This window comes from Candidatus Woesearchaeota archaeon (genome assembly GCA_021734105.1).
In the GTDB taxonomy this organism is placed as follows: Archaea; Nanobdellota; Nanobdellia; order Woesearchaeales; family SKGA01; genus SKGA01.
The window spans coordinates 63,051-81,617 of sequence record JAIPJP010000001.1; the positions used below are offsets into that span (position 1 = coordinate 63,051).

General features: G+C 37.1%; 11 protein-coding genes. 6 read left to right on the forward strand and 5 right to left on the reverse strand.

All coding sequences use genetic code 11. The features are described from left to right. Positions 1-113: 113 nt before the first annotated feature. A complete protein-coding gene (locus tag K9M74_00255) occupies positions 114-797 on the reverse strand; it encodes a 2-(3-amino-3-carboxypropyl)histidine synthase subunit (GenBank protein MCF7798314.1) in 684 nt (227 codons plus the stop codon). A 237-nt stretch (positions 798-1,034) separates the two neighbouring features. Between K9M74_00255 and K9M74_00260 the strand changes: the two genes are divergently transcribed. Then, complete coding sequence (locus K9M74_00260; GenBank protein ID MCF7798315.1) at positions 1,035-5,261, forward strand: hypothetical protein; 4,227 nt, start codon at positions 1,035-1,037, stop codon at positions 5,259-5,261. 35 nt (positions 5,262-5,296) lie between these two features. After that, positions 5,297-7,624, forward strand: coding sequence for a hypothetical protein (locus tag K9M74_00265; GenBank protein MCF7798316.1), 2,328 nt, complete (start codon positions 5,297-5,299; stop codon positions 7,622-7,624). A gap of 116 nt (positions 7,625-7,740) precedes the next feature. Here the strand turns inward: K9M74_00265 and K9M74_00270 are convergent, their stop codons facing one another. After that, positions 7,741-8,640 (reverse strand): hypothetical protein, encoded by a 900-nt coding sequence (locus tag K9M74_00270; GenBank protein MCF7798317.1) that lies wholly within the window; start codon positions 8,638-8,640, stop codon positions 7,741-7,743. A gap of 251 nt (positions 8,641-8,891) precedes the next feature. Here K9M74_00270 and K9M74_00275 point away from each other — a divergent pair, with 251 nt between their 5' ends. Both K9M74_00275 and K9M74_00280 read left to right on the forward strand, forming a co-directional pair. Continuing rightward, positions 8,892-10,907 carry a nucleotidyltransferase domain-containing protein gene (locus tag K9M74_00275; protein MCF7798318.1) on the forward strand — a complete coding sequence of 672 codons (2,016 nt, stop codon included), beginning with the start codon at positions 8,892-8,894 and terminating at the stop codon, positions 10,905-10,907. Between the two features lie 214 nt (positions 10,908-11,121). Beyond that, positions 11,122-11,616 (forward strand): CBS domain-containing protein, encoded by a 495-nt coding sequence (locus K9M74_00280; protein MCF7798319.1) that lies wholly within the window; start codon positions 11,122-11,124, stop codon positions 11,614-11,616. 23 nt (positions 11,617-11,639) lie between these two features. On the opposite strand, the gene K9M74_00285 is transcribed toward K9M74_00280, so the two are convergent. Next, positions 11,640-13,520: a hypothetical protein gene (locus K9M74_00285; GenBank protein MCF7798320.1), complete on the reverse strand. Its 1,881-nt coding sequence runs from the start codon at positions 13,518-13,520 to the stop codon at positions 11,640-11,642. Between the two features lie 92 nt (positions 13,521-13,612). Between K9M74_00285 and K9M74_00290 the strand changes: the two genes are divergently transcribed. Continuing rightward, on the forward strand, positions 13,613-16,339 hold the full coding sequence (locus K9M74_00290; GenBank protein ID MCF7798321.1) for a cation-transporting P-type ATPase: 2,727 nt from the start codon (positions 13,613-13,615) through the stop codon (positions 16,337-16,339). Here K9M74_00290 and K9M74_00295 read toward each other — a convergent pair. Beyond that, positions 16,336-16,887, reverse strand: a complete 552-nt coding sequence (locus K9M74_00295) for a cysteine hydrolase (GenBank protein ID MCF7798322.1) — start codon at positions 16,885-16,887, stop codon at positions 16,336-16,338. The genes K9M74_00290 and K9M74_00295 overlap by 4 nt on opposite strands. A 210-nt stretch (positions 16,888-17,097) precedes the next feature. On the opposite strand from K9M74_00295, the gene K9M74_00300 reads away from it, so the two are divergent. Next, positions 17,098-17,811: a hypothetical protein gene (locus K9M74_00300; protein MCF7798323.1), complete on the forward strand. Its 714-nt coding sequence runs from the start codon at positions 17,098-17,100 to the stop codon at positions 17,809-17,811. 211 nt (positions 17,812-18,022) lie between these two features. Here the strand turns inward: K9M74_00300 and K9M74_00305 are convergent, their stop codons facing one another. Then, positions 18,023-18,547: a class I SAM-dependent methyltransferase gene (locus tag K9M74_00305; GenBank protein ID MCF7798324.1), complete on the reverse strand. Its 525-nt coding sequence runs from the start codon at positions 18,545-18,547 to the stop codon at positions 18,023-18,025. Between the last annotated feature and the right edge of the window lie 20 nt (positions 18,548-18,567).

Here is an 18,567-nt window from a genome sequence, read left to right on the forward strand (position 1 = left end):
TCTTTTTTTTTCTTTTTTTTTATTTCTTATTTTTTTCTTATTTATTTTTTATTTCTTTTATTCCATCAAATATTCAATTAGAACTCGAAGTTATTTTGTTGAATGTTATGTTTCTAAATATCCTCAAGCGTGCCGTCGCGTAGAGCCCATAAATCTTCTAAATTTAGCATGCTCAGACCTTCTACATCCATATCATCATAACCCATACGCTCACACATCGTGTTAAGATACATATCGATGAAGGGGAAATCTAGCAGTCCTGCGAGGTTGATAGTGTTATCGACAAAATAATAGAATGTTTTATCTGGATATTGCTCTTCTAGCTTTGCTGCCATATATGCTTTTTGTTGTCCTAGCTTTAGAGTGATAAGCACGCCAATGTTTTTGGACATGATAAATTTTGCATACGCTCCCTTAACTTTTTTGCGAATAGTTTGAACAAGTTCTTTAGTATATACAGCATCTTTTCCTGTTATAGGATCGTAGGTATACACAGCAATATCATTTCGTAAGAGCAATGCTTTGGGATGAAAAAGTCCTGTGCCAATATAGAGCGCATCAGGTGTAAGTGTTATGTTTGTAGAACAGCCAAGTAATTGTCCTTCATAGGGCGTATGTCGTGGTTTTTCTAAGGACACTTCTTTACCAGCATCAGTAAGTTGTTTTTTAATAATAGGAAGCGAATCTAAAAATTGCACGGTCGTAAAAAGAATGATTTGGTTTGGCAGCGTATGTACTAATTCTTGTGGTAAAGCTATTTGTTTGTTGTATCGTGCTTCAACATGCAGGACGTCCATAAATACAAGAACGAGGTAGTTGTTTTTAAATATTGACAATTTTTTCTTTGCAAAGGTTATGTTTTATCTAGGTGCTAAGTTGTAGATGCATGCGACCCCGCTCACCTGTGAAAAAGAGAATATTTTTGGCATGCCAGTCAGCTTCGCTTACTCTGCACAGCTGGGCTGGTCGACGAAACTTTTATAAACGCCTTTAAATAGAATTTGGTTATACTATTATATAATAGGTGAGAGGTTGTGAAGGGTCGTCAAGTATTATTGTTTGTTCTGCTGCTTTTCTTCTTATCAGGATTCGCCAGTGCCCTTGAAATTTCTAGTTTAGAGGTTACTTTAGGCACGTCTACGTATCCTTTAGAACATATTGCGCTTAAACATCCCATTGTGGCTTCTATTCACGTGAATTTTTCTAGTGATGAAGCTATACAACAGGTCACAGCAGATCTTTCAGCACTCTCAGAAAATCCTATGATTTCTCCCTCTTATAAAGATGTAGATTTTGTTTGCACGAGTATTAAAGATAATGAAACAGATGCTATTCTTGGGGCGGCATGTACCTATTCCACTGTTGAAATTCATATGAATTCGCTTGCTGCACAAATAAACTTCTTTGTAACACTAGATGATAACTCCCAAGAACTTAGTAGTGAAATAACGTTTTTAGAGGACGCGCAAGGTCCACACATTTCTGATATCAAAACAGAATTTTGTGAGGGAACGTTATGTTATCTTTCTTCTGGCTCTTCAACTGAAGTGCAAATTGGCGTTGTTAATGACATTGGTACGATGCACTTAAATAATATATATTATAAAACGGGCAATAGCGGTATTAGTAAAGTTTTTCGTTGCCAAGACGCCATTTGTTATGGTTATTATTATGATACTTGCGAATCAGGCGCGCCGATTACTTTTAAATTAACAAGTGGTGGTGCAGGTCGTCCGAGTGGTGATGATGCGGGTAATCCCGTGACAGGTGTTACTGAAACAATTTTTTATTGTGATGAGTTCTCACCAGGGGATGTTGCATTACCTACTGAGCTTTTAACTGTTGATGGTGAGCATCGATTGCCAAGTGAAGCATTACAGTATCGCGAGCAACAAGGAGTGTTTGTTGATGTAGAGCATAACAAACGACTTACAAATCCTGTAAAAAGCGAAACTATTATTTTATGGTCTTTAGTCACTGAAGATATTTCTGGTATTAACGCATTTGTGAACACTTCAGAACTTAATAATGATAATAATTTACAACAGGGGACGTGCGAAGAAATAACAAATGGCGTGTTTAATTGTACGTGGGCAATAACTGATATTCAACCAGGAGATCATCAAGTGTATTTATATTTCACCGATAATGCCGGTCACCCGTCAAAATTTCTATTGTCTTCTGGCGAAAAATCTTCTTGGCTTCCCATAACAATTTCTGTTGATGATGTGGTGCTCGCTGATGCTGGCCCGACACCAAAATTCTTTAAAGATATTGTTGCAAAACCGTTATCTGCAGGTGGGTATAATCGAGTCTCGCTTGGTCTTGCGCAAGAAAATGGTTTAGACTATCCGCTCTATGTAGAATACACCTTACAACGTTCAAGTATTGGTGGCGATATTGAAGCAATTCATACGTTTATTGATGAAGCAGATAGTTATATGTGCACTATTACGAGTGCTGATAAAGAAAAAGTTGCGCAAATTACGCCTGCAAATTTTAAATTCTCCTTAAATCCCAACAGCCGCGTTAATGAGAAAAGTTTGCTGTTAATAAAAATTAATGAAGAAGTTAATAATCTTCCCGACCAGTTTAGTTTGCATTGTAATATGAGTGTTATTGTGCGGCAAAGTCAAGAAAAAGTGTATCAAGAACCTGCAGTGTTCACCATAGAAATTCCTCTTAAACTTCGCAATAGTGCGCTTACTGGAACGCCGGGTAAAGCGTTTGCTGATAAAATTATTGAGCAGGAATTAGCTGTTGAAAAATGGAATACTGCCTTAGGTGCGCTTGATAAAATTACTGCCGAATTATTTAAGTGGTGTAGTTATGCGCAAGGATTATCGCAAATTGAAGCAACAGGCGCAGGTATTGAAGCATTAGGATATACTATTGAATTATATGATGAGCCCACAGGAGAAGCTGTTGCAAAAGGCGGTAGTTTTGTAAATAGTATTGGTTCAGAGCCGCTAAGCGTGTTTGATAGTTTAGGTATGCCTCCTAAGGTTTCGCAGTTCTTGGGTATTGCTTGTGAAGTTGGGACGTGTTCTAATGACGAATTATTCAAAGATGTTGGTTTAGCTAATGGTTGGTTTGCTGATGGTGGTGATGGGGTAAATACTTTTTTAACTGATATGGCTTCACCGGCTAGCAAGAAAGGTTTCCTTTCAGGTGTTGCTAATGATTTTTCTTCAGAATTGCTTGATGGCGTCACGGTGCCTAGCTCTCAAGATAGTATTGTTGGTGCGGTGATGAATAAATGTCTTCCTGGTGTTATTTATAATGTGAATAAATATCGTACGATTGAATGCGAAACCTTAACGTGTTACAAACAAGCATCTTTGTATGGTGTTGATGTGTCCACATGTGATGAAGGTCGCTCAAGTTCTATTTGTATGAATGTTGTGGGCGAATTGTATGAAGCAGTTCCTTACACAAGAATTCGTGATAATCTTTTGGAGAATACTGGTGCGATGATTGAAGCCGGGGCGCCAAAAATGTTGCAAATTGTTTTTGATAATGCGTTTTGTAAAAAATGGGCAAATGATGATGGCCTTCCAGAAAATGGTCTTCCCGATTGGAAGGCCGCTAAAATTATTAATGTTCTTGCCTGTAAAATCCCTAAATCTCTTGGTGATATAATGTATCAGTCTGAGAAATCACAAAATACATTTTATTATCCTCCGGTTACTAACACGTGTAACACGGCAAGTTGTAATGGTGATTTAGAAACGTGCGGTTATGATACTTCTTATTTTCAAACGGATACAAAAAAGCCTTTGTACTATTACTGGAATTTAATTGAAACCGAACCTAACGAAGTGCAGCCTCATTACAAAACAAAGGATATTTCCAAAACGTGGGAAAAATATAAAGAAGTTCAAGATGAATGGGCTGCTATCGAATCAAAAATTAAATTCGATGAAACCGAAGACGGATACAAGTATGATCCAACTAATCCCGGGTTATTATATAAAGACACTCCTGATGGTCGAGCAACAAAAAAGAATCTTGATTTCACCCCGGATATGCAAAGAACGTATGTTTTTCAAGATGTTTTATTAAATGAATTATATGGTGCTTCTGGCTATAAAACGGATGATAGTAATGATCAAAGCTTTGTTGATTTTAAGTCTGCTCTATCTACTGATGGTGTGAAAGCTAATCTTGATGATCTTAAAGGTGGTAATTTATTAATCTCTGAAAATCTTGCTGGCGAAATTTTCCAGCCAAGATCTACAAATGACATAACTGATAATTATCAAAGTAAAATATCTCGTTTGGAGTCTGATTTAGCAAGAGCTCGTCAAAAAGTTGAGGAAGGAGGATCTCCTGATGACCTCGCAGAAGTCCTTAATCTTGAAGCTGAATTGCTAGATGTTGTCAAAGAGTATGAAGATGCAAAAAAGAAACCCGGTTTAGCTAATAAACTCTCAGAAGAGGATAAAAAAATTCGTGAGGAACGTCTTAATTACATGTCTGACTTTGCTGTTAATCAGGCTGTTTCTTTGTTGATGCGACAAGGTTGGTTGGATTGGATGAAAACATCTGATTGGTTTGAAGAAGATAATGGTTTTGTTAATGTTGTTAATTCTATTTCCGAATATCCTGATAATGAAAAACAAGCTATTTGTAGTGGAGGATACACTGCTTTCCAAAATCAAGCGGTGCAAGGCAGCGCATTACAATGTTATGATGAATTATGTCGACCGGTGTTAACACAAGCTGTTGAGCGAACAAAGTTCCCCGCACTTATTGATGGTAAAGAAGAAGAGATGTACTTATACACTGTGGTGTATTATGTAGGTAATGTTATTCCGCCAAATAGCGAACCAACCGAGGATGTTATCGAATACCAGGTTTTCTTCAAAAAATCTGGTGGCGATTCAGAAGCCCTTTTTGAACCTGTTGATGGAAAATATAGGAAACTTGCGTATGGCGATGTTGCTAAGTTTAAGCAATTAGTTCCTCACAAAGAAGCATTTGATGAATTATGTATTAGTTTTAAACATGCATTTCCGCCAGGAGATGGTGTTCTTGCTCGTAAGAAAGAATATTGTCGGGACATTGTCTTAGCTGATGGTGGTAGAGAATCTGCTTTTGATACAGGCGCTCCTGTTCCAAAAGATTATGTGCAAAAAGCATTAGCCGAAGCGCAAAATGAAGGATCGACTACAGATGGCGATTCCGGTTTTAATTTAAACAAGAATTTTCAGTTTGAAAATTATGGCGATATACAATTTAATGTGGGTAACAATTAATTAAGTTAAGATTAACAAAGTTTAGGTTTATAAGAATGTTAGGTAAAGAAAAAAGAGGACAAGTGACTTTGTTTGTTATAGTCGGAGCAATTATTTTATTGGCTGCAGCATTGGTATTTTTTGTGAGTCGGCAAGTAACTGAAGATAGGCCTGGTGTAAAAGAGCCCGAAGTATCTTTAGAAGCTCGTCCTGCAATGGAGCTTATTGAGCGTTGTTTAGAGCAAACAGCAAAAGAAGCTTTAGTTAACGTTGGAAAGCGAGGTGGTGCGTTAACAGTATCGCCTGTTTTAGCCGAGCCTTCGTATCGTGGTGAGTCAGTGAGTTTTGCACCGAACACCATTCCTTTTTGGCGTTATTTAGCAAATTGTGATAATCCTTCTGGTTGTGAACAATCAAAGCAATATCCGTTATGCGATCCTGCAAGTGATAACTGTTTTGGCGTGCTTGCTGGTGATAATAGTATTGAAGAACAATTAGAAGAATATGTTATTACTCATGTTGATAGCTGTGTTAATGATTTTGTTGGTCTTAATGAAGTTTATAATTTAGAAATGATTGGAGAACCATCGGCTGATGTGCTTTTTGGTAATGGTAAAACAACATTCACGCTTTCATATCCAACGCGTATTACTTCGCAAAGCAATGCTGATGTGAAACTTGTTGATGATTATATTACTTCTTTTGATGTGAATCTTTTGGGTATGTATGATGTTGCTCAAGAAATCATTACGTTTGAAAAAGAATACAATTATTATGAACGACAAACAATGAATTTAGTTTCTTATTATTCTGGTATTGATAGCGAGTTATTACCTCCTGTTGCTCAAATGGAATTGGTTGGTACTGAGGAATTATGGGTGTTACCTGAAGTTAAAGAAATAATGCAATATGACGTATTGCCTTTTATGGGTTTGATTAGATTTAGTAATATGGAGAATGCTCAGCGCCTGTATCAAAAAGAAGATTTAGGTGAGTATACGTTATTTGCTCAAGGTATTTATGATATGATGTTTCCTGCAACCTCAAACACACCTTATCCTTATGAAGTTACGCATCATTATTTGTATGAGGATATTTTCTTCTCTATTAATGATGGGTCTATGCTCATTCGTCCTGATGACTTATTAGCTGGTACACCGTTATTTGATGTAATAAAAAGTTTTATTCCTGGTTTGAAAGATTATAGTTTTAAATATCATATTTCTTATCCTTTAGTTATTCAAATTCATGATCCTGAAGCATTTGATGGCGAAGGGTATGATTTTCAATTTGCCATTGAAATTAATGTGCGCAACAACGAGCCTGCTTATCAAAACTTTACCTATGTTGATTTCTCAGAATCGCTTGATATTTCTTTAGGCGATTATGCATTCCGTCCCGAACAAGAAATAACTATTGCAACGTTTGATAAACTTACTGGCGAGCCTTTAGAAGATGTGATTATTAGTTATGTATGTGGTGATGAATATGTGCTTGGGCAAACAAAAAAAGAAGGTGCAAAAGCAATTCTTACAACATCCATGCCCTATTGCGAGCTTGGTGGTTATATTAAATATGATGCTGTTGCTTATTTAGGAGAATCGTATCCTTATGATAATTATGAAGGTAAGTCTGATCAATACTTTGAGTTTGACTTATGGCCTATTGTCAAAAAAGAAGTTATTATTCTGCGAAGAACACCTGATATACTTGGGGGCGCAAGTAATTTAGGCACTGATACAATATTTTCTTATGCATCTAACGCAGCGAATCTTTCTGATAATCAATCAGTGTATTTTAACACGAAAAGAATAAAGACTTCACCGTATGATGAAGACGTGCCGCAATTAAGTTTCTTGCAGTATCGCGTTGCGCCAAGCGTACCTTTAGATATTGACTTGCAATTAACATCTGTTCAAAGACTTTATGAGAATGGCGATATTAATAAATCAGTATATAATGAAGTGGTTGAATCACTTCTTGCATCAGCTGATCTCACGCAAGACTATGCTGTAGAAATTCCTGAGCATTATTATCTTGAATTAGTTCCTGGTAATTATTCTGTTGAGGCTCATCTTATTGATGATACATCATTTACTATTCCTAATGCGACAATGGCTATTGATGATGGTCGTTGGATTACGTTTGGTGATAATAATGATGTTGTTGAGCTTCCTGAACTTAATTTATCTTCGTGGCCAAGTGGCGGCGCGTTTCTTGACTTTGAGTTAACGCCAACGATGCTTTACACATTAACAGATCGTCCACTGACGTTCTATGTGCTTGAGCAACCGTTGCCAAGAAACTGGTCTATGCTTCAAGAGTATCAAGATCCTGAAGAATATCAAGTGGGTAAAGAGCGTTTAGTGGAACCTATTATCTAAATGTGGCGGTATTATTATTAGTATATTATTGGTAGTATTATTATTTAATTAGATTTTTTTTATTATTATTATCTCGCATTTCAGTATTTTTTCTCGCTTTAAATTAAAGAATGAGTTTATGCTCCAGGTCCGGGTCCAGGCGCTCCTCCTTGAACAGGTGCTCCACTGCCACCCTGGGGCGTAGCATCTTTTTGTGCGGGTCCTGATCCTGGCGTTGGTTCAAGTATTTTTTGTTCGGGGAGTTGATAATTTTCTTCTTCCAAATCGCCTTCCATTGCTCGTTGATAGGCTATTTTTTGACGTTCTTGTTCGTATTGTTGTTTCCAACGTTTTAATTCAGGAACGACGTGTTCGTGTTGTGGTTTAATTTTTTTCATAATATCTGCGAGGTGTATATCTGCTATTTTTTGAACATATTGTTCCATTGTTTTGGGGAGTAATTGTTGTGTATATGCTTCTATGAATTGGTGTTCGCTTTCGATAATTGTTTGCAAGAGTTTTTTTGAAGTAACGCCTGCATATTCCTTAAGTAAGGTGTTATACATTCCTTTGTCTTCTTTGCGTAGTCGTTGTGCTTCTGTTTTTGCTTTATGCACTAGTTTTGTATATGTTTTTTCATCAAGTTGAGTAAGTGGTTTTTTATCTTTTATCATGCCATAGGTTAATAATGCGTTATGCACGTGATGATCAGTAAGAAAATCTATGGTTTCTTGATAATTCGTTTTATCTGAGAAATAATTATGTTTGAATTCTTTCATTGATTCTAAATCTGCAGGTCCTTTATATCCTAGTTTTTCAGTGTATAACTTGTGAAGTCCATCAATATGTCTTGCGTGCATATGTGCTTGATGAGGTTGTAATTTTTCTCCGAGTCCTTGTACTTCTTTAACAATTTCGTTTGCTTCTGTTTTGTATTGCTCTGCTTGTTCTGGCGTTAAGGCTGAGGGAGGTGTCGCTTCCTGGGTAAGGGCTTGCTTTTGTTGTTCTTTAGTGCGATACATATCTTCTTCTTTCATAAGTATGACTTAGAGGTGCTTCTTTTTAAGGTTTCTGTTACTAATAATGTGTTGCAAAACTAAATCATGCTATCTTAAACGTATTCTTAAGACAAACAACTGATAACTAACTCATACACAACTTCTACATGGAAACAACTAAAATAGTGTTAGTTTGCTGTTGTGGCTCTCTATGAGCATAATATTTATAAAGACTTTCAGCCTTTACAACTTTATAACTCTTCTTCAAAAAGAGGTAGAGAGGTATAATTATGGCTAAGAACGTATCTTCATCTTCAAAATCAACGAAAAAAAAGGCAACGATAAAAAAATCTGCTGCACAAAAAGCAGGTGTTAAAAAATCTACGAACAAAACGTCTGTAAAAAAAACAACCAGCAAAAAACAAACTGCTAAGGGCAATCCCGTCCAAAAAGTTGCTGCGACCGGTCCTACTGAGCTTGATAAAGTGCTCGCGCAAATTCCTGATGATCAAAAAGCAAAACTTGAGCAAATTAAAACTTCACTTGATAAGTTTAAAGAAAAAATTCTTGTGCGCCTTGAAGGCTACATTATGGGAATTACGCTTCTACCACCTAGTCAAGAACAACCGCAAGGTCAAGAAGGTGAAGATGTAGAAGGTGAGATGCAGCAACCAAAAAGTGATATTCCGCCCAAAGACAGAATTAATGCGTTAGTGTTAATTGATGATCAAGATTCTCATAAGCTGCCAAAGCACGAGCTTGCTGAAAAGGTGCAAAAAGTTGTTGATGAAGTAGCAGGTGGTATTGATAAACATCTTGTTGTACAGGCACTTTTGCTTACTGACCTTTGGCAACAATGTTATGATGCAAAGCATGATATGCTGCAAATGATTGCAATGGGTGCATCTGTATATGACACAGGTATGCTTGCAGCAATTAAAATTTCTGAAGTGCATAAAACAATGGTGCTTAAGAAGTTTGAGAAATATATTGTTTCATATGTTCTTGCAGGAAGTTTAACGCAAGGTAAAGCAACTCCTGAAAGCGACATTGATGTTTTTGTAGTTATTGATGATACTGATGTAAAGAAAATGACGCGCGTTGAGCTTCGCGATAAACTGCGCGCAATAATTCTGGGTATGGGTGCTGAGGCAGGTCAAGCAACCGGTATTCAAAATAAAATTAATATTCAAGTGTATATTCTTACTGACTTTTGGGAAAGCATTAAAGATGCTAGTCCTACCATTTTCACTTTCCTTCGAGATGGCGTGCCGTTCTATGACCGCGGTGTATTCATGCCGTGGAAACAGCTTCTCCAAATGGGTCGGGTCAAGCCTAGTCCTGAAGCAATTGATATGTTTATGAGTTCAGGTAGTCAATTCATGGAGCGTATCCAAGCAAAGATTCGAGATATTGTTATGGATGATTTGTTCTGGGCTTTAATTACTCCATCGCAAGCAGCTCTCATGATGTATGGTATTCCGCCTACAACACCTAAAGAGACGCCTATTGCCATGCGTGACATCCTCGTAAAGAAAGAAAAACTTCTTGAAGATAAATACGTGAAAACTCTTGAGGATGTTTTGCGTGTTCGAAAGGAATTTGAGCATGGTACTAAAAAAGACGTAACTGGCAAAGAAATGGATGATTTAATTAAAGGTAGTAATGCGTTCTTACAGCGTCTTGAAAAACTCTTTAAAGAAATTGAGACTCGCAAGCAAGAAGAACAAGTGCTTGAAACGTATGAGTCTATGGTAACTGCTATGCGCGATTCGCTTCGTCTTGAGGGTTTTGAAAAGGTTGATGAGAAAAAAGTGCAAGAGTTATTTGATGAACACGTTATTAAGAAAGGTTTTTTGCCTGAGAGTGCAAAACGCAAAATTGATGAGATTTGTCAAGGTAAAAAAGATTATGATGCAAAAAAACTTTCTAAGCAAGAAGTCATTACCGTTATTAAAGATGGTCGTGAAGTGATGAATTTACTTATTGATCACATTCAAAGAAAACGTGGTATTGAACTGGAGAAAACAAAACTTCGGGTGAAATATGGTGAACAGTTTGCTGAAGTGTTAGTGCTTGGGGATACTATTTTTATTATTACTGATTTAGAAAGTGAAGATCGAATGGTAACTAAAGCAAAATTAACAAAGTTTGGCAAATTAATTGACAAAGAAGATTTAACACTTGAAGCATTTGAAGAAGTCTTAATGTCAACGAAGATTCCGCCAAAGTCACCGATGAAAATCGCGCTTTTTGACGAGCTGAAAGTCCTCTTTGGTCAGGATTGCGAGATAATTCTTTCCTAGGTTTTTTTATTTAGTTATGTGTTATGCAGGCCGGACCCAGTAACTTTTTGCAGGGTTTTGATTGTTTGCTTATGTAACAGATAAAAACCCTTGTTTTGGATGGTGTTTAAAACGTTTCTCCTGGCTGTTTTGGATGCGTAGTTATCACCGAGATGTCTTTTTCCAAATCCTTATAAATAAGTTAATCTACCTTTTAAGCAGAGGGTTAAATACAATGGTTCAGAGTGATTTTCTACAAGTTTCCGAAGTGATGACGAGGCGTCCTGTTGTCATACGCAAAGGTAAGACTGTTACCGATGCAGCAATTCTGATGAAACGTTATAGTGTGAGTAGTGTCCTGGTTATGGATGATAAACAAGCAGTAGGAATTATTGCTGCTGATGATATTGTGTATCGCGTCACTGCAAACATGAAGCGTTCTGCAGAAACGCTTGTTGATGACATCATGTCAACTGATTTAATTACAATTTCTCCAACAGCAACGTTAGATGATGCAATGCGAGAACTCAATGCAAATGATATTCGCCAATTACCTGTTATGCAAGATGGTGAGCTTGTTGGTTTTATTACGCTTAAAGATATTATTCGTATTGAACCTGCGCTTATGGATTTGATGGCTGAACGTGTGCGTAATGAAGAAGATGCTCGTCAGTCTAAAATCGAGAAATTAGCTAGTCAAGAAATTCTTGATGATGATTTATTTGAGTAAGAATTATTATTCGGCTGTTTTTTTTACTCAGATTTTTTGTACTGAGTTATATCTGCATGTTTAATATCTATGCCCAGTCTGAATTGTCGAAGTTTGATAATTTCTCGTTCTTCATTACCTATTTTCTCTTTCTGGACTTCTTTTGTATCTCCTGATCGCATGGCGACTGGTTGTATATTCATCCATCCGTGGAAATCAGGATTTTCTGGATAATAATGTTCTGGTCGATACAACAGTAATGCTAAGTCTGCAACTTCGGTAATGCTTTTAGAATCAGAGAAGTCGCCAACGCCTCGTGGCTTTTTACCTTTGTATGTTTCAACAGTTCCTTTGAGTTGTGCGTTAACAATAACGGTCATATGGTATTCTTCTGCAACATCCTTTTTCAGCGTGGTTAAGACATTATCTAGATGATATGATTTAATTTCTCTACTTTTATCTCGTTCATAGTCAAATGCTTGGAGTCCGTCAACAACAACAAGTTGTAAATTTGGATGTAGTATTTTGTATCGTTTAACAACTTTAGTCAGATAATTAAGGTCTGGTTTTCCTCCTTCAATATAGAGGGGTAGTTTTTTTACTTCTTGTGCTGCTTTGCGATATCGCTTGAGTTCAGTTGCGGTAAAATTATTTTTTTCAGGATCGTAATATTCAAATTTTTCTAAATCTATTTTTGCTCGTTTCGCAATAAGTTTTTGTACGAGTTCAGTTTTGGTTGATTCATAGGTGAAGATAACGACTGGTGTTTGTTGCGCGACATTGTCTGCAATGACTGTGGACAATGTTGTTTTTCCTTGTTTTCCTCGACCGCCGAAGAGGATGAGTTTATTTCCTCGTATGCCGTGTGTTACTGCATCGAGTTCTTTATATCCTGTGCTAATGCGTGGTGCTCCTTTTCTTGCGAGTAATGCTTCTAAATCTTCACTGACTTCATCAACAATATCGGCAACACTTGTTCGTCGTCTATCTTTATAGGGAAGAAGTTCAAGGAATTGGAAGGATATTTCTCTGATAATATCTGACATCTCATGATATTGTTTTGGTGGGTTTCGCTTTAGTTTTTGACGGAGATTTTCCACTTGTTCTTGTCGCTTAGTAATTTCTGGGTCTGCGTAGGGAATAAATGGTTCTTCTTGAAACATAGCGTTTGCAACATCGGTTGCGTATCGAATAACTTCTCGTCCTAAGTATTTTCGCTCAAGGATTGCCAAATAATCTTGTAGGGCTGCAAAATCTTGTTTTTGTGCTGATTTCTCAAGCTCTTTAAGGCGTCTTGCTCCGCCAACTTCTTCTAGTCTTTCTTTTTTTCTTAAGTGCTCAATGAGTGTTGTAGGTGTTAATTTGCCTTGAATGTGCATCATGGCTTGATGAATGAGTTTATGACTTTCTTGGTACCATTGCAAGTTAATCCATGGCTGGCTTTGTTCTTGCATTAACTCTGGTTGTTGGAGATACGTGCTCAGAATTTTTTCTTCAACATCCATTGCTTGTGGAGGAAATTTTCCATAATATGTTGTACTGAATTGTTCTTGTGCTGTTGGTCTTTGTTGGCCAAGTTTGAGTTTAAGCTGGTTATTCTCATAGGTCAATTGTCCTTTTTCTTCTTTGACTTTTTTTGTTCTTTCTTTTGCATCAAGCATTTGCTGATAACTTTTCTGCGCGCGAAGTTGTGTTTCATCAACAACACGCTCCATTTCTTCTAGTTCAATATCGTGATTATGGTAAAGTTTATTATTGCCAAAATTATTCCTTATCTGTTCTTCATGTTCCCTGAGCATTTGTTCTGGAAGAATAAGTTCTTGCACCTCGCCGAATTGCGATTGCAAACGAGAAAACTTTTCAGGGTCCCACGGCTCATTATTCGCTGCTGCTAGCTTTAGTTCTAAGTCTTGTTCAGCCCCCATAGAGGTCAAAAATCGCCCCGCGCTTAAATATTTGTCGCTATCAGACAGTGAGACTAAGATTTTAAAAGGCTAGGCGGCTCTGGTGCATGTATATGGGTGGTGATGACTTTCATGAAGCGAGCCTTGAATCAGTATTTTCCTTGTTTGGAAGCGATAAAACAGGTCTAACCGAACAAGGTGTGGAAAGACTTCGCCAAAAATACGGGTTTAATCAGCTTACTGAGGCAAAATCAACGCCGCTCATTTTTCGTTTCTTTCTCCAATTCAAAAACTTCTTTTCCCTGCTGTTGTTATTTGGTGCTCTTCTTGCTTTTGTAGGAGAATATTTCTCGCCTGGCGATGGTAGTAAATTTGTTGGCTATGTCCTTATTGGCGTCACGTGTATTAATGCTATCTTTACGTTCATTCAGGAATACAAAGCCGAGCAGGCCATGAAGAGTTTTAAGAATTTATTACCTCAGAAAATCATGGTGCTTCGTGATGGAAATCAAGAAGAAATTGAAAGTAGGTTTATTGTTCCAGGTGACATTGTTATTTTGCGTGAAGGTGATAAGGTGCCGGCTGATGGACGACTCATAGAATGTCATGATTTAAAGGTTGATCATTCCATGCTCACAGGCGAGTCCGAACCGCAATTAAGAAGTTTAGAAAAAACAAGTAATAAAATGCTTAATTCGCGCAACATGGTATTTTCAGGAACATTGATTAATTCTGGTTCTGGTCGCATGCTGGTGGTGCGCACAGCTGATGCTACTGAAATGGGTAAAATTGCAAAACTCACAAGTAGTGTTGAAAAACATGATTCAAAAATTAAGCGCGAACTTAATGTGTTTGTAAAATTAATTTCTAGTATTGCTGTCGGCCTTGGTATTCTGTTCTTTGGCATAGGGCAACTCATAGGTATCTCAGTTTGGGAAAGTATTATTTTTAGCATTGGTATTATTGTTGCAAATGTTCCTGAAGGTCTTTTGCCAACAGTCACATTAACACTTTCACTTGCAGCAAAAAAAATGGCAAAGAATAAAGCGCTCGTAAAAGACATCGAGTCCATTGAAACGATTGGTAGCGTCACAACCATTTGCACGGATAAAACAGGAACGCTCACGATGAACAAACTTAAAGTTGCATCCTTGTATTATGATAACAACTATTATGAATTTGAGGATACACATAAAGTATTTTGTGATGAATCTAATGTGAGTTATTTGCATGCATCTGAAGATAAGTTTTTTGATAAACTACTTGATGCTGCTTTTTTTTGTAATAATGCAACGATGACGAAGGATGGTGCTAAGGGTGATCCAACGGAGATTGCATTAAAAGAAATGGTGCTTTCGCAAAAACACGCTTTAGAAGAACATCGTTTAGAAGAAATTCCTTTTGATTCTGAAAAAAAATATATGATTACAGCAAACAAAGTAGGTGATAATTCTTACGCGTTTATGAAAGGTTCTCCTGGTATCGTGCTTGATAAATGTTCTTCTCTGGTGGTAAATGGTAAAGTCGTTTCACTCACTGCTGCGTTGCAGAAAAAAATTCTTCAGCATAATGATCATCTTGCCAGTAGTGGTATGCGTTTATTAGCAATTGCCTATAAAGATGTTACAAAGAATGCCCTTGATAAAAACAGTTTAGAAGAAGATACTTATGTCTATCTCGGTCTTGTTGCGATGCAAGATCCTCCTCGAGAAGAAGTGAAGCATGCTGTTGAGCAATGTTATACTGCAGGTATTAGAATTATTGTTATTTCGGGCGATCAAGCATTAACTGTTGAAGCTATTGCTCGCCAAACAGAAATTATTAAGGACGGGGATACGTATGATGTTATTGAAAGTGATGCGTTAGGAAAAATGTCTGATGCAGAGCTAAAAAAATTATTGCGCAAAAAAGAGCCTATTATTTTTGCTCGAGCACTTCCTGAAGATAAACTTCGCGTGGTTAAAGCGCTTCAAGAACTTGGTGAAATGATTGCAGTTACTGGTGATGGGGTGAATGACGCGCCTGCACTTAAGCAAGCAGATGTTGGTGTTGCTATGGGTGTTGCTGGAACTGATGTTGCAAAGGATGCTGCAAACATTGTACTTTTAGATGATAATTTTGCAACAATTGTAAAAGCAATTAAAACTGGTCGAACAGTATTTGATAATGTTAAAAAATTCATTCTGTATATCTTAACAAGTAATATTCCTGAACTTTTACCCTTCCTCTTCTTTGTGCTTTTAGGTTGGCCGCTGGCTCTTCCTGTACTATTAATTTTAGCAATAGATGTGTTTACTGATATCTTGCCGGCTATCGCGCTGGGTATGGAAAAACCTGATGCTGATGTCATGAAATTACCTCCGCGAAATCCTAAGGCAAAACTCTTAACAGGAAGAATGCTCGCTCGCTCGTATGGCTTTGTTGGTCCTGTCCAGGCAGCAACATCGTTTGTTGTTTTCTTCATGATATTATATAGTGGTGGCTGGACGTTTGGCACACCTATCGGCGTTGCTGATCCGTTGTATTTCTCTGCTGTTACTGGTTTTTTTGCTGCAATTTTAGTCACGCAGTTTTTTGATAATAGAAGTTGTCGCACTATTCGTCTTTCAACATTGAATAAGGGCTTCATCAAAAATAAGATTTTCTTACTTGGTCTTGTTGTGCAGTTTACTGTCTTAATGCTCATGATGCACGCGCCATTTATGCAAAAGATTTTTGGAACCGGTCCGTTCCCTCTAGAATTTTTGTGGATTGCTCTTGTTGGCGGACTTTTTATTCTGGGTACTGAAGAATTACGAAAGTATATTTTTAGAAAGACTGGTCGCTTCGGCGTGTATTAATGTTGTTGGATAAGTGCGTATAATTCTTGTTTTGTTGTGGTTATAGTTGCTATTTGAGCAAGGTTTGTTATTGCCTCTGGGTGTTCGTGTTTTTGATCAGCTTCACTTCCTATAAGATCACATGATGTATATAGGTGATAGCCTTTTTCCTTACCTGCTTGTGCTGTTGCTAACACGCAGACGTTTGCATTAATTCCTGTAAGCATAAGGTGTGTGAGGTTAAATTGTTGTAGTGTTTGTTCCAAATAAAATGTGCTAAATCCGTTATTTCTGTATTTTGGAATAATATGTTGTTTTTGATTTGAAAAAAATGTTTTGATAGGGTTTATGGTGGGACCATGTTTTTTTGGTCGTAGTTCCACAGCAAAAAAAGGAATACTGCAATTGCTAAGATAGGTAAGAAATTCTTTGTGGTTGTTGATAAGTTGTTGTTGGTCTTCTTTTAAGAGTCCTTCTCGCGGGTCTTCTACGTTGTGCTTATTGCCATAGACGAGGTCTTCTTGCATATCGATAACAAGTGCTCCCCAGACAGGATGATTCTTATTCATGTAAAAAGTAAATTTTATTTCAGTTTAAATAAGTGTTCTTTCTTTCAAATTGGATTAGACTGGCTTTTTTCCCTACTAGAACAATAACTGTTTCTTTGCAAATAACACTTTTTTTGACTAGGAAGTGATAGTTTTAAATGTTATTTATATACTGAGCTATATATATTAAAAAAGATTTAAATATCTTCAAAAGCATAATTTTGAGAGGAGATGGGTATGCGTTTACAGGCTGTTTGTTTAAGTGCAATAATTCTACTAGTTTTAACACCATCTTCTTTTGTTTTTGCAGAGCAACAAAATCAGACTATTCCAGTGTATACATTCACTAACTGCAATCATTCCATTATTAATATTGTGGTCACGCCACTTCATGAAATGTATACCCAAGAATATGTGCTTCATGAATGTGAGCTTATTAATGAATCTAAACAACTGTGGGAGTGTATTTGTGAAGATAGCTTAGAAGTAACTTTGAAGAGTTTGCAAGGACCGCCAAAAACATATGTGTATACGCTTGTTGCTGTTGATAACGAAGATGCATCCTTATTAGAAGAACCATCTATAGACTCCATTGAGTCCTCAACAGTCGTTGTAGAAAAAGTTGCTTCTAATAAATCTCCCTTGCCTGCAGAAATTGTTGTACCGCAATCAAAAATATCATTTAGAAATAAACTTACTGGCGCAGTTATTGGCGCAGAAAATTTTTCAATTGCTCAATGGGTTATAGTGTTTATAGTGGTATTATTGCTTTCACTTCTTATTAATATTAGATTTCTTGATATGCCGTGGCAGAATGCCTCTCAACGTGCGAAACGGTTTCATCGTCATGCAAAAAAATTGTTTGATGAGGGCGAGCATAATCGTGCTAAGTGTTATTATGCAAAGGCTGCGAAATTACGTGAGCATAAGCGTTATTCTAAATGAGTAGTGTATCGTCCAAAAATACTTTTGTAAACAACGGCGAAGAATTGTTGCTCGTCAACTCGCAATGAGTTAATATTCATCGTGAGTATTTTGCCTTGCTTGCGCAACACAAAATACGCTGAACAAAAGAAATCTTCAAGGCCGTCTTGCGTTTACAGGATTTTTTTCTGTCTTGCTTAACTTTTCTTCAAGGTGGCACTGCTTTCTTTGTTTATTTCTTTCCAAAGGTATAGCTAATAAACGGTGTTTGCGCAACCCATTCAGTCTTACCTTTTTTTGCTTTGTTGGCTTCAGGAAGAAAAATACCTTGATAGACGTAGAGTGTGCCTGTAAATTCGTTATGTAGTTTTTTAAGAAATGTATCACTGAACGGTTGGTCTGCATAGCTAAATAGGACATCAACATCATGAAAGTCAAATTCTTCAAAATCTCGCTGAAAGAAACGTGCTGTGCTATTAAGTTTCTTGGCATGTGTTTTACTTTCTGCAATAAGTGCGGGGTCGAATTCTACGCCGCTTGCCCGAGTGAAAAAACTAGCTATAATCGCTACTCGTCCATCGCCGCTACCCAAATCAACGACGTGTTCTGCTTCTTCTAATTTAATTTTTTTAAAGAATTCAAGAAGCGTTGTTGTATCGCTCACGCCAAAAATACCTTTAGTTGTATCGTGCACGTAGGTACCTTTTTCTTTTTTTTCGGTATCTAGTTTTGCAAAATAGTTGAGTATGTCTTGCATAAAGGGCATAATTGGAATAC